Below are 12,143 nucleotides of genomic sequence, written 5' to 3' on the forward strand. Positions count from 1 at the left end.
TTCCCTATTTGGTCTTCCGATGTGGTTCCAAGGCCTTCTTTAAATCGTCTTCGAAGGACATGCTGAGTCCGTAGTAGAGCTCTTGATTGCCGCGGGAGAAAATCAGCTCGGGCGGGTCCAAGCATATAATCAGGTCGACTCGTTCTCCATTTTCCATCCATGAAACTGCGTAGTCTCCGTGGAAATAGGATCCGCCTTTCTTTCCGGCAAACGAGTTCGTGAGCGATTCATCGGTGAGGATTCTTCGGAGCTCATCCGGATTCGCCGCGGGAGAGCCCGGCTGGTAGAACCATTCGTTGGCGATCTTGCGGACATCACCGCGCTTGGATTCTTCCCCATGGCTGGGATCATCTTCACGCGGAAGTCCGGCCATCACTGTGATCTCCGCGCCGTTCTTGAGTGCTTTCTGAAAGCTGAGAATTTCTTCGGGATCATCCGGAGTAAAAGGAGCGGGGCGCTTCGAAGCGTAAGCGCCGAACAGAGGATACAGCTGCCGGATGGCCTCGAAGTCCAGATCGTGACGAACGGTGATCTTCCCGTTCGTGAAGATCGCCTCGCCGCAGCCGTAGCAGAAAAGGGCGTGGACGAGCTCGTCTCCCGACTTCCAGGAAACGCCGAAGTCAGGATGAAAGCCACCGCACTCCTTCTCAGAGACGAACTTTTCATAGGTCTTCGCATCCGCGATAACCTCGCGCAAGGCATCGGCCTTCTTGGCGTTGATGGCAGGGGCGTAAAAACCATGGCCGGCGATCGTCGTGACGTCGTGACGCTTCATCTCCTCGTCAAAGGCCCATGAGGACATCATCCGCGGTACCCCTTCGTGGATTTTAATAGCTGCTCCCTCTCGTAGTGATTCGCGCCATCGTGACGAAGCGGAGACAGGCGTGGCCTTGTCGACAAGCTTCTTGTAGCCCGGTACCGTTTTCTCTCGCTCCATATCAACCGCAGCCCAGATTTCTCTAAGCGTCCTGTTCAAACCTCGATTCACGACCGGGAGCAATTTCTTGAAATCCTCTTGCGCTTTAAGGCCGAGGTCATAGCGCAATTCCTTGTTGCTTTGTAGAAGGATGGCTTCTCCGCAACCCAAGCAGATTTGCAAGACCGCTGGATTTTCATCGTTCCCCCAGCGTACCGCATAGTCCGGATGAAATCCTTCGCATTCCTTTTCCCCCTCCCACGGGTGCAAGGTATCTCCGTCCAAAAGCAGCTCTTTAAGCGTAGCGCTCTCCTTCTCATCGATTCCGGGATCCCGATAAGGCTGGTAAAAGTAGAAGCGTCCTAGCTCTCTTGCCGTTCCATCTCGGACCGCGTCGTCGAATGCGGCGGTGCCCTCCTTTGGTAGTCCCTCGTGAAGGTAGATCTTCTTGGTGGCACCCAGCAGTTGCAGGCTGGGTTTAGCCTCCTCGAGGGTCGCTGCTTTCTCCGGTATCGGAGGTGAATCCAGTGCGGTGTGGAACAGCGTTTTGGTGAGCTTTTTATAAGCGGGCTTGCTGACTCCATAGATCAGAGAGGCCGTATCAGATACAAAAGCGATCTCCCCCCGTTGATAGGAGAACAGGGCGTAGACGGATTGACCGCCACTATCCCATGAAAGCACTTCCGGGTTTCCGAAATCGCGCAAGCCTCCTTTCGTGTCCTGCTCCGGTGGAAAGGGAACAAGGCTTTCGGGGTCCGAGATGACGTCGCGGAGGAGTTCCATATCATGGAAGCTTTCGGGATTCTTCAGCTCGACCAGGTTGAAGCCATGGACGACCTGGATCTTCTCCGGGGCTGTCGGGTCGGCGAAGGGATCCTCCGAGCCTTCGGAAGAAGCTTGGTGGAACAATCTCACCGGCCCGCCTGTCCTGAGTGCCCTGCGCAGACTTTCGGAGGCCGACACGGGATCACCCCCATGCGCAGCCATAGCCGAGGCAACCGACAGAAGTGGCAGGAGGCGAATCATCTTACCGATCCATAGGGGAAATTGGCTTTTCGCTGAAAGACGAAATCGACGGCGGAGTCGCCGTTCCAAACGCCCGCACTCCATTCCTCAGCAAGTCACCCAAGATCCTATCATATAATAAAATCGAAATTTACCGTTGACGCGTAAAACCCATACGCATATCTACGCCCAACTTCATTCCGCTCCGATGCGTCTCCACCGATCCCAGATTAAACGTCACGCCGACCTCGTCTCAGAGGTCACTTGGTCGTGGCGCCGGGTTGTCGGATTGGAACAATTGGGCCTGTGCCCTCTAGCGTATCAAGCGATGACCTTTGCCGGTAACCCGGCGCCCAACCGAAGCAGGTTCAGGCCGAACGTGGCCTGATAGCCGCGTAAATCCAAGGATTTCCCGCAGCCCTGCTTCCTACCGGAAGCGGGGCTTTTTGTTTCCCCGAATTCCAACAGCCAACCCCTTTCCCAGCTTTCCAGAAACCGTGACCCTGTGTCCTTTCTAAAGATCCCCTGACCCTTCCGTCCCGCTAGACGGACCCATTCATTCCGATCCGGAAGCCTGAACCCGATCCCGCCAAGTTAGCGGTTGATCGAAATGGCATATCTTGGAGCGTGGGAGAACTGTTGTCATATGGCGGGCATCGAAATGGTGACCTTGGTGTAGAGGTAGCACCCCGCGTTGTGGACGCGGCAGGGCGGGTTCGATTCCCGTAGGTCACCCCACCAACCCTTTTCCTGACTCCCGATGACCACGCACGCACTCCAACGCACGACCGTCCTGGTGCTGAACCGCCACTGGCTCGCCATCGATACCATCACCCCGGCAGAAGCTTTTGGCCACTTGGCTACCGGCAGCGCCCGGGCCCTGAAGATCGAGGGCGATGCAATGCAGGCCTTTGACTGGGAAGACTGGCGCAGCCTGCCTGTGGAAGACGGAGCAACGGTCGTCGGCACCACGCGGGGTCCGGTCCGGATCCCTACGGTCATCGTGCTTTCGCGTTATGATCGCGTGCCGATCCACGTTCCGCGCCTCGGCTTCCGGGCGTTGTGGGAAAGGGATGGCGGACGCTGCCAATACAGCGGACGCAAGCTGACCCCTTCGGAAGCAAACATCGACCACATCATTCCCCGTTCGCGCGGCGGGCGGGACGATTGGGAAAACTGTGTGCTCGCCGATCGCACCATCAATGCCCGCAAGGGCGCACGCACTCCGGCGGAAGCCGGGCTGCGCTTGCTAAGCCAGCCGCGGAAACCGCGCTCCGTCCCCTCGACGCTACGCATCCGCAACCTCTGGAACATCAACGATTGGAACCACTTCCTTCATTTCCGCGAGTGACCCGATCGGGTGGCGTCTTTCACGAGACCCGCCCGGTCGGAAATCCCGCGGAGCAACCCCAACCCGAATCAAGCCATGCACGAAGCAAACATCATCTTCGCCCTGTTGGTCTTCGCGTTCGCGGTCCGGTTCGTCTGGCTCGAATTCAGCGGGAACTAAACAGCATCCCTTTTCATTCCATTTCCATTTTTACCATGATTCTTGAAACCAAGCGTAGCGCCGTCCTCGAGACTGCGCGCCTTCTACTCCGACAACCGGAACCGGACGACGTCGAGGCGATCGTTCGCTATGCAGGTGATCCGCGCGTGGCCCTGAAGACCACTGCCATTCCGTATCCCTATCGGGTTCGCGACGCATTGGAGTGGCTGGATGCCATCGAGATTGATCGGGTCGGTGGCGCGGTGGAAACCTTTGCCATCGAGCGCAAGACCGTCCCGGGGCTCATCGGTGTCATCAGCCTTGCCTTGCGGCAGGACCGCTGCAGCGCGGAGGTCGGCTACTGGCTGGGCGTCCCGTACTGGCGCTGCGGTTATGCCACCGAGTCGCTTCGCGAAGTGCTCCGTCACGCCTTCGTCGATCGCGGGCTCCTCTACGTCACCGGCTGGCACATGATCGAAAACCCGGCTTCGGGAAAGGTCATGCAGAAGGGCCGCATGATCTTCGAGAACATCGTCGCCGGCGGAATCAAGCGCGGCGACGAGTTCCACGACCGCGTGAACTACGGCCTCTTTGCCGACGAGTGGCAGAACGCCATCGCTTAATCCCTCACCAAGCCATGCAACGGAGTGCCACAGTCCACTGCGGCAGGACGCAAAAGAGATCGTGTGGCGGCACGAACAGGAAATGGAAAGGAGCCGCAGTGGGCTGCGGTGCTCCGTTGCAGCTCCCATCTTTTCAGACGATATGATCCCAGAAACAAACCGGGCCGGCAGCTTGAAGACGCGGCGTCTTCTCCTCAGGCAGCCGGATCACGATTACATCCCGTCCATCGTCCGTCATGCGGGCGATCCCAGGGTGGCATTGAAGACCACCACGATTCCTCATCCCTACCATATCGGGCATGCGCTCGAGTGGCTTGACCAGATCGAGGCGGATTTTTCCAGCGGTGCGGTCGAGACCTTCGCCATCGAGCGTAGGGAAGTGCCCGGCCTCATTGGCATGATCGGGCTCATCCCTCGTCCGGATCGCGGGAGCGCCGAGGTTTTCTATTGGATCGGTTTTCCCTTCTGGCGCTGTGGTTATGCCACCGAAGCCCTGCGTGAAACCTTGCGTTATGCCTTCGCCGATCGCGGCATCCGTTACGTAACCGCCGGTCACATGATCGGAAACCCGGCCTCGGGTAAGGTCATGCAGAAGGCTCGCATGATTTTCGAGGGCGTTGTCAGCCATGGCATGAAGCGCGGAGGCATCTTCTTCGATCGCGTGAACTACGGGATTTCTGCCGATGAGTGGAAGAACGCCACCGGCTGATGCCAACGACCTTTCTCCAATCTGTTTCAACCATCACCTCATTCCAAATATGACTCTCTCTCTTCGCTACCTCTTCCCGCGCGCTTCATGGCGTGCCCGCTTTGTCCATCCCTTGCTTCCCTTCAGTTCCTTGATTCTCCAACCCGCAGTCTGCGGCAGCGGCACTGCCGCCCGCAGGCATAAATCCCACGCATGAAACTTGAAACCGCCCGCTTGCTCCTGAAACCGCCAACCGAAGAAGACATAGATGCCATTACGGCAGTCGCTTCGGATTGGCGCGTGGCCGAGATGACCCTGATGCCCCACCCCTATTGTGCGGACGATGCCCGCGCTTGGATTCAGGGCACGGGATTGAGATGGCAGGAGCATGGCATGGGCGGTTTCGCTGTTTTCACGCGTCACGGGCTGGCCTTCATTGGTGCCATTGGTATTCGACCGACGCTCATTCCCGGGCATGCGAGCACGGGTTACTGGTTTTGTCCGAGTATCTGGGGCAGGGGATTCGCTACCGAGGCCCTAAGGGAGATTTTTCGCTTCGGCTTCGAGGTGAAGAATCTCGATCGCATCGAGGCCGAACATCTCGCGATCAATCCGGCTTCCGGTCGCGTGATGGAGAAGGCAGGCATGCGGGAGCATGTGAAGGTGGATCTCATTGATCGCGATGGTGAGCGCCTCGTGCCTGGCATCCGGCGCTACATCCACGCGGAGGAGTGGAGATCCTCTTTCTTGAAATCAAATGCCGACCTTGTCCCCACATGAAGCCGATCCTTCCCATTGTTCTCAAGACCCCGCGCCTTCTTCTCCGTCCGCCGGTAGAGGAAGATGCGGCGACTTTGGAGTGCTATTTGAGTGATCGGCGCATCGCCGAAACCACGGCGGCCATCCCTCATCCCTATCCGCGGGGTGGCGCCTTGGATTGGGTTGCGATGTCGGACGATCGGTGGGCAGAGGGCACGGCTGCGACCTTCGTTGTGACGCTTCGGGAGAATGGAAAGATCCTTGGGGTGATCAGTCTGCTCGGGAAGAGCCCTCGCGATTTTCAGGCGGGCTACTGGATTGCCGTTCCCTTTTGGGGAAACGGCTATGCCACCGAGGCCCTGCACCGGCTCGTCCGCTATGCGTTCAATCACCTCGGGCTGCCCTGTCTGGGGGCTCGCCACTTTGCGCACAATCCAGCTTCCGGCCGGGTGATGCTGAAGGCAGGTCTCCATTTCGATACCGTCATTCCCGGTGGCAGCAGCAGGGACGGGGTTTTCTACGATAGTGTCCAATACCGCATCACCGCCGAAGATTGGCGAATGTGCGTCGCCATTTGATTCTCTTCCATGAAAAGCATCGTTCCCATTGTCCTCCACTCCGAACGTCTGATCCTCCGTCCTCCCGTGCCGGAGGATGCAGAGGCGATCGAGTCCTTCATCAGCGATCGCCGCGTCGCGGAGATGACCGCGCTCATTCCTCATCCGTATCCAAAGGGCAGTTGTATCCATTGGGTCCATCTCTCCGAACAGCAGTGGATCGAGGGAAAGAAGGCATCCTTCGTCATTTGCCTGCGTGACAGCGGGGAACTCGTCGGTGCCATCTCGATCTTCAATGATTCGGATCGCCACAACGAGGTGGGCTACTGGATCGGGGTGCCGCACTGGGGACAGGGCTACGCGACCGAAGCATTTCGCCGCGTGATCCGTTACGCTTTCGAGGATCTCGATTTCCCGGTCATCGTCACCTACCACTTCATTCACAATCCTGCATCCGGTCGTGTCATGCAGAAGGCCGGCCTGCTCTACCTCGGCACGACGCCACTCGGTGCATCCCGCGGGGACCAGTGCTTCGACGAAGTCCGCTACGGCATTGCCGCCGGACAATGGCGGACGAACCTTGCAACGATATGAATCTTCTCTCCTCCCAGGACCTGATCGGTGCCGGCTATGAGCCCGGCCTGATTTTCAAAGACCTCCTCGCAAAAGTCGCCGAGTATGAGGCTCGCGGCATCACGGATGCGAAGTATGCCCTCAAGCTGCTGAAGCGGGACGTCGCGCCACCACCGGTGAAGTTCGTGATGCGCGAGAAGCCTTCACCGCTCGCCGAGGCGATCTTGGCTTCCAACAAGGAAGAGAAGGAAAACGTGGAAGCAGTCCGCCGGCAGATGAGCCAGCTGCTGAAAACGCCGGTTATCGCCCGTGGTGCCATCATGCCGGATGCCTGTCCGTCCGGACCCGGCGCCGCGGTGATCCCGGTCGGCGGTGCCATCGCGGTGGAAAATGCGATCATCCCGTCTGCCCATTCCGCGGACATCTGCTGTTCCATGTATGCCACCTTTTACGAGGAGCGTAGCAGCGTGGCAAAGGAGCTCGATGCCCTGATGACTTCCACCCGTTTCGGTCCCGAGCATCGGCATTTGGATGATCTCGTCTACGATCCGGTCATCGATGAAAATGTCTGGCAGAACCGCTTTCTCAATGGCCTGCGGGATCGTGCCCGGACGCAGATCGCGGATCAGGGCGATGGCAATCATTTCGCCTTTGTCGGGGAGGTTGACGTGGATGAAGCCATGCTCGTCACGCTCCGACTCGCCGGGCACGGAGATCTGGCCTCCAGTTTCACGCCTCCCGTTCAGGGCGGGACGAAGCGCTATCGCGTCTTGGTGACTCATCACGGCTCCCGCAGCCTCGGCGCTCATGTCTACAAGCGCGGCCAGATCGCCGCGGAGAAGCACGTCGCCCGCACTGCGCAGCACATTCCCCAGGCGGCTGCCTGGCTCGATGCAAAATCGGATACAGGCCGCGACTACTGGCATGCTTTGGAATACGCGGCCCGCTGGACCAAGGCGAATCACCGTTCGATTCATCAGCGTTTCCTTGAGCGCATCGGCGGAAAGGCAGTCGCGGAAGTCGGGAACGAACACAATTTCGTCTGGCAGCGCGGCGATACCTTCTACCATGGCAAAGGAGCGACCCCTGCATGGAAGGACGATCAAGGCAGGCCGCAGCTTGGCCTGATCCCGCTGAATATGGCGGAGCCGGTGCTGCTGGTGCTCGGGGCTGATCGCGAGGAGTTCCTTTCCTTCGCTCCGCATGGGGCCGGGCGGAATCTTTCCCGCACCGCCCTGAAGAAGAAGTTCCGTGACGAAGCTGCCCGCCGCACCGCCATCGAACGGGGCACAGATGGGCTCGATGTCCGCTGGTTCTGCGGCAAGCCGGATCTGAGCGAAACTCCCGTGGCCTATAAAAATGCCGCGCAGGTAAGAGACCAGATCCGCCATTTCGGCCTCGCTGAGATCGTTGCCGAGATTCGCCCGCTCGGCTGCATCATGGCGGGGGATTCCGGGCGTTCTTGGCGGGATCGGGAGGAGGAGCTGACTCCCAAGCAGAAACGCCAGATCGAGCATCGTGCTGATCGTCGCCGCGTGAAGCAGGATTTGCGGGAGGACTGGTGAGTCCGCCGTTCTCTCCGCAAAATCCTTGCCTATCCCGCCGGGGCTTGGTGGCATCCCGCCGATGACCTGAGGCGGGCGCATGGAATCCGGTGAGAATCCGGAGCAGTCGCGCTGCGGTATCCGACGAACGAATTCCCACACGGCCAATCCGGCGCAAGCACGGGTGAAGGCGGGAAGGAGGCGGAGGAGCGGTGAAAGCCGCCCCTTCATAGTCGGGAGCCCGAATACTTCGTCCCTCCTCACTCGTCCACGTTGCCGCACCTCCGAAGGCGGCAGCGCGATGGCCTTTCCGCTGAAGAAAGGTGACGGGAGCGGAGATCGCCAGCGGGTGACACCGTCACCAGCAGCGGCATCCTCTTCTCTTCTCGGGGAACAACCAATCGAAGAGAATCAGATGAAATTGAGCACATTCATGGCGCTTGCCCTCGCATGCGCCTTCACTGCCGTGGCCCACGCGGCGAATATCGTCATCGGCACGGGTACCGATACCTCCTATTTCGTGCTGGAGTCGCCGAACGTCGGCACCCGCACCTACGAGATCCACTACACTTACAATTCCTCGGATCCCATGGATTCGTGGGACCTGCTGCAGATCGTGGACTCGCACGAGAGCGATCTTTCGATCGAGGCCTTCAATTTCGGGAGCGAGGAATCCCCGAACTGGTTTGTAAATGCCATCACGTGGAATGGCTCCACGGAGACCGGCGTGTCCGAACCACCTTACTCTCCTTCTTGGACCCAGTGGGTTTCCGGTGGCCAGGCGGGTTTCCCGTCTGCCAGCCCGATTGGTAGCGGTACTTGGTCATCCGGTAGCGGCCTTTCGATTCCCTATCGCGTGATCGAACCGGGTTCATGGGATGCCCTGAAATACTCGGACTTCACCACCCAGCCGACGGTGACTCCGGTTCCGGAGCCATCGATGGGCGTTCTCGCCCTGGCTGGTGGCCTTTTGGTGATCCGCCGCCGCAAGCGCTGATTTAATCCGCCCTCTGGCGGCTTCTCAGGACGAAGTGAATCCTCGTCTTTTCATCGCGATCTTCCTGCTCTCTCCCGCCCTTGGCGCGGAGGAGTCGGAGTCGCTTTCAGAGATCATCGTGGAGGCGAATGCGGAAACGGTTATACCGGCGCATTTCGCGGGGAGCTCCACGGTGATCGATGAGGAGGAAATTGCCGGGGCGGGTGTGCGCTCCGTCGCGGATCTGCTCGCGACGAAAGGAGGTATCCGCCTTTCCAGCACTTCGGGGAATAGCTCGGGCTCCGCCGTGCACCTGCGTGGCTTTGGCGAGAATGCTTCATCGCGCGTGCTGGTGCTGGTCGATGGCCGCCCGATCAATCGCCCGGACATGGGCGGGGTATCTTGGCTGGAGGTGCCGATTTCCCGTTTGGCCCGCGTGGAGATTCTACGCGGGAGCCAGACGGCGCGTTTTGGAAACAATGCGGTGGGGGGAGTGATCAATTTGATCACGAAGGAGGGTGGAAAGACTGCCTCCGTAATCGAAGCCGCAGGCGGCAGCGATGGTTACATGATGGCCCGCGCCAGCCATCAGGGGACCTACGATGGTCATGGTATTTCTTTTGATCTGGAGCGGAACTTCACGGACGGCTGGCGCGACAATGCTGCCAGCGAACTTGAGTCCGCCGCCTTTCGCTGGAACAAGGAGCTCGCAAAGGGGGCGGAAGCAATCTTCGGCGTTTCCTGGGCTGATGAGTTCAATGGTTTCCCCGGACCTTTGACGAAGGACCGCTACCTTCTGAATCCCCGCGAGTCGATCTATGCGCTCGCGGGTCAAGCGGATCAATACTTCAGCGATCAGCGCCGCTGGTCCACGGATTCCTCCCTCGTGCTAGGGAAGGGGAGCGACCTTTCTTTCGAGTTGCCGGTTTCCTTCACCCGTAGGGATCAAGAGTGGAATTTCGGTCCCGGGATGCATTCGGATAATCTGCTGGAGACCATCCTCGTCTCGCCTCGTGTGATGGCCGGCGGGAAAGCCTGGTCCGCGGAGGCCGGGGCGCAGTATCGTTACGACTCGCTCGAGCTCGATCAATTTTCCGAGATCGCCCGGATCAACCAAACAACCGCCGCTCAGCTATCGCGCGATGTGCTTGGTCTCTACGCGAACGGGGAATGGGAGCCATGGAGGAGCTGGTATCTTCATGCTTCGGCCCGCTGGGAAGTCTCGGAAGTCGATGCTTCGGCCCGGAGCTTTGCCTTTCCGGAGGATCCTGATCTGAACTTCTCCCGTGGGAATGACGAGACGAATCAAGCCTATCAGATTGGCTTGCGTTGGGAGCCGCGATCCGATCTCAGCTCATGGCTTCGCTATGATCGGCTCTATCGGTTGCCCTCGATGGATGAGATCGCGTCTTATCAAGGTTATCCTCTGAGCGTGCCTTTCAATGACCAGCTCCAAGCCGAGACGGGCCACAATGTGGAGCTAGGTGCCGAGTGGAAGCCGGGACCATGGATGTTCCGCATGAATGGCTTCGCGCAGTGGCTCGAAGGCGAGATCATTTTCGACTACCTGCAGAACCTCAATCTGAACCTCGCCGACACCCGCCGCGTCGGCTTGGAAACTGCCGCAGGCTATCAATCGGGAATCTGGGATGCACAGTTCCATTACACGACGCTCACCGCGGAGTTCCAGAACGGGCCTTACGAGGGCAAGCAGGTCTACCTTGTTCCGAAGCACGAACTGACGGCGACGCTTGCCTGCCGCCCGATCGAATGTGTCACGGTTCAGGCCGAGTATCAGTATGTCAGCGACGCCTTTGAAGGGAATGACTTCCAAAACGTGCAGGAGAAACTGCCATCCTACGGTGTCGCCAACCTCCTGTTGCGCTACGAGCCGAAACCCGGCCTTTCGATTTACGCGCGCGTGAACAATCTCTTCGACGAACGCTATGCCACGGTGAAATACAGCGGGGTCTGGTACCCCGCCGCTGGCAGGCAATTCCAAATCGGCATTCGCCGCGAACTCTGATGATCGACCGGATTTTCATTCTGATCCTGCTCGCCACCTCTGCCGTGGCCGGTCCCTATCCAGGGGCCGCTGGAGCCTCCGGGAGCGATGCGATCTCGAAGGACGATCCACGTTTCGTCCAGTGGGTCAGCGGCCATCTCGACTACGTTCTCGGCGCAAATGTCACGAACAGCTGGCGGACTCCAGCGAAAGCTTACGGCCCGGCGACCGAGGACGTCTTCGACATTGTCTGTCTGGGAGACGGGGGAAAGATCACCCTCTACTTTCCGCATCCCATTATGGACGGGGAGGGGGCAGACTTTGCCGTCTTCGAGAACTCTTTCAGCAATACCTTCCTCGAACTCGCCTTTGTCGAGGTGTCGAGTGATGGGGTGAATTTCATCCGTTTCCCTTCGGCTTCGCTCACGTCTTCTGCCACGAACTCGATTGATCCCACCAACTTGCGTGGTCTGGCGGGCAAGCATCGCGGTGGCTTCGGGACGCCATTCGATCTCGCTGACCTCAGCGCGCCGCCGACGCTGGACAAGAACAACGTCCGCTTTGTGCGTCTCATCGACATCCTTGGCAATGGCACCTCGAAGGACAGCGACAACCGTCCGATCTTCGATCCCTATCCCACCACCGGATCCGCGGGCTTCGACCTCGATGCGATTGGTGTGATCCACCGGAACAACGGAGATTTTCCGATAGTCCTCTCCGGGCTCGATGGAGGCGGCTTTGAGATCGAATGGGGCAGCAATCCGGGAAACCGGTATCGGATCGAGAAGTCGCCCGATTGTGTGGAATGGCTTCCCGTTCAGGAACTGCCGGCAGATCCGACTGGTGGTTCGACCTCGTTCTCTGTCGCCAAGCCCGCTGAGGCAAAGTTCTTCTGGAGAGTGGTGCGTTTGGACTGAGGCGGAACTCCCATCCGGAGGAAACGAAAAGCCCGCTGTTTCGTCCGGGGGAAACGAGAGCAGCGGGCAATCCTCGGGGGATTTTTTCGGG

At 59.1% G+C, this 12,143-nt stretch carries 12 protein-coding genes, 1 tRNA gene and 1 riboswitch; of the genes, 12 read left to right on the plus strand and 1 reads right to left on the minus strand.

Annotated features, from left to right (window positions below; all coding sequences use genetic code 11):
- Window positions 1–4 precede the first annotated feature (4 nt).
- A complete protein-coding gene (locus HHL09_RS18095) occupies window positions 5–1,831 on the minus strand; it encodes a hypothetical protein (protein ID WP_169456032.1) in 1,827 nt (608 codons plus the stop codon).
- Window positions 1,832–2,585: 754 nt separating this feature from the next.
- Between HHL09_RS18095 and HHL09_RS18100 the strand changes: the two genes are divergently transcribed.
- From HHL09_RS18100 to HHL09_RS18155, 12 genes are all read left to right on the plus strand, one after another.
- Window positions 2,586–2,659: transfer RNA gene (locus HHL09_RS18100), tRNA-His, on the plus strand.
- A gap of 22 nt (window positions 2,660–2,681) precedes the next feature.
- The gene (locus tag HHL09_RS18105) at window positions 2,682–3,272 is read left to right on the plus strand and encodes an HNH endonuclease (RefSeq protein WP_169456033.1); all 591 of its coding nucleotides are present in this window, start codon (window positions 2,682–2,684) and stop codon (window positions 3,270–3,272) included.
- Between the two features lie 194 nt (window positions 3,273–3,466).
- Window positions 3,467–4,033, plus strand: a complete 567-nt coding sequence (locus HHL09_RS18110) for a GNAT family N-acetyltransferase (protein ID WP_169456034.1) — start codon at window positions 3,467–3,469, stop codon at window positions 4,031–4,033.
- 142 nt (window positions 4,034–4,175) lie between these two features.
- On the plus strand, window positions 4,176–4,742 hold the full coding sequence (locus HHL09_RS18115) for a GNAT family N-acetyltransferase (RefSeq protein WP_169456035.1): 567 nt from the start codon (window positions 4,176–4,178) through the stop codon (window positions 4,740–4,742).
- A gap of 49 nt (window positions 4,743–4,791) precedes the next feature.
- Window positions 4,792–4,938, plus strand: a complete 147-nt coding sequence (locus tag HHL09_RS18120; RefSeq protein ID WP_169456036.1) for a hypothetical protein — start codon at window positions 4,792–4,794, stop codon at window positions 4,936–4,938.
- Window positions 4,935–5,501 carry a GNAT family N-acetyltransferase gene (locus HHL09_RS18125; protein ID WP_169456037.1) on the plus strand — a complete coding sequence of 189 codons (567 nt, stop codon included), beginning with the start codon at window positions 4,935–4,937 and terminating at the stop codon, window positions 5,499–5,501. Before HHL09_RS18120 ends, HHL09_RS18125 begins: the two co-directional genes overlap by 4 nt.
- A complete protein-coding gene (locus tag HHL09_RS18130; RefSeq protein ID WP_169456038.1) occupies window positions 5,498–6,058 on the plus strand; it encodes a GNAT family N-acetyltransferase in 561 nt (186 codons plus the stop codon). Before HHL09_RS18125 ends, HHL09_RS18130 begins: the two co-directional genes overlap by 4 nt.
- Window positions 6,059–6,067: 9 nt before the next feature.
- Window positions 6,068–6,631 carry a GNAT family N-acetyltransferase gene (locus tag HHL09_RS18135; protein WP_169456039.1) on the plus strand — a complete coding sequence of 188 codons (564 nt, stop codon included), beginning with the start codon at window positions 6,068–6,070 and terminating at the stop codon, window positions 6,629–6,631.
- Complete coding sequence (locus tag HHL09_RS18140; RefSeq protein ID WP_169456040.1) at window positions 6,628–8,175, plus strand: RtcB family protein; 1,548 nt, start codon at window positions 6,628–6,630, stop codon at window positions 8,173–8,175. Before HHL09_RS18135 ends, HHL09_RS18140 begins: the two co-directional genes overlap by 4 nt.
- Before the next feature lie 81 nt (window positions 8,176–8,256).
- A riboswitch (cobalamin riboswitch) is annotated at window positions 8,257–8,403 on the plus strand.
- A 166-nt stretch (window positions 8,404–8,569) separates the two neighbouring features.
- Entirely contained in the window at window positions 8,570–9,151 is a 582-nt protein-coding gene (locus tag HHL09_RS18145) for a hypothetical protein (protein WP_169456041.1), read from the plus strand.
- Window positions 9,152–9,185: 34 nt separating this feature from the next.
- On the plus strand, window positions 9,186–11,156 hold the full coding sequence (locus HHL09_RS18150) for a TonB-dependent receptor (protein WP_169456042.1): 1,971 nt from the start codon (window positions 9,186–9,188) through the stop codon (window positions 11,154–11,156).
- Window positions 11,156–12,052: a PEP-CTERM sorting domain-containing protein gene (locus tag HHL09_RS18155; protein WP_169456043.1), complete on the plus strand. Its 897-nt coding sequence runs from the start codon at window positions 11,156–11,158 to the stop codon at window positions 12,050–12,052. The genes HHL09_RS18150 and HHL09_RS18155 overlap by 1 nt, the downstream gene beginning before the upstream one ends.
- The last annotated feature ends 91 nt before the right edge of the window (window positions 12,053–12,143 follow it).

The organism is Luteolibacter luteus, assembly GCF_012913485.1.
Taxonomy (GTDB): Bacteria; Verrucomicrobiota; Verrucomicrobiia; order Verrucomicrobiales; family Akkermansiaceae; genus Haloferula; species Haloferula lutea.

Excerpts from the sequence above, each read along its gene's own strand:
- HHL09_RS18105 (WP_169456033.1), top strand. The coding sequence starts at position 2,682 with ATGACCACGCACGCACTCCAACGCACGACCGTCCTGGTGCTGAACCGC.
- HHL09_RS18110 (WP_169456034.1), top strand. The coding sequence starts at position 3,467 with ATGATTCTTGAAACCAAGCGTAGCGCCGTCCTCGAGACTGCGCGCCTT.
- HHL09_RS18115 (WP_169456035.1), top strand. The coding sequence starts at position 4,176 with ATGATCCCAGAAACAAACCGGGCCGGCAGCTTGAAGACGCGGCGTCTT.
- HHL09_RS18120 (WP_169456036.1), top strand. The coding sequence starts at position 4,792 with ATGACTCTCTCTCTTCGCTACCTCTTCCCGCGCGCTTCATGGCGTGCC.
- HHL09_RS18125 (WP_169456037.1), top strand. The coding sequence starts at position 4,935 with ATGAAACTTGAAACCGCCCGCTTGCTCCTGAAACCGCCAACCGAAGAA.
- HHL09_RS18130 (WP_169456038.1), top strand. The coding sequence starts at position 5,498 with ATGAAGCCGATCCTTCCCATTGTTCTCAAGACCCCGCGCCTTCTTCTC.
- HHL09_RS18135 (WP_169456039.1), top strand. The coding sequence starts at position 6,068 with ATGAAAAGCATCGTTCCCATTGTCCTCCACTCCGAACGTCTGATCCTC.
- HHL09_RS18140 (WP_169456040.1), top strand. The coding sequence starts at position 6,628 with ATGAATCTTCTCTCCTCCCAGGACCTGATCGGTGCCGGCTATGAGCCC.
- HHL09_RS18145 (WP_169456041.1), top strand. The coding sequence starts at position 8,570 with ATGAAATTGAGCACATTCATGGCGCTTGCCCTCGCATGCGCCTTCACT.
- HHL09_RS18155 (WP_169456043.1), top strand. The coding sequence starts at position 11,156 with ATGATCGACCGGATTTTCATTCTGATCCTGCTCGCCACCTCTGCCGTG.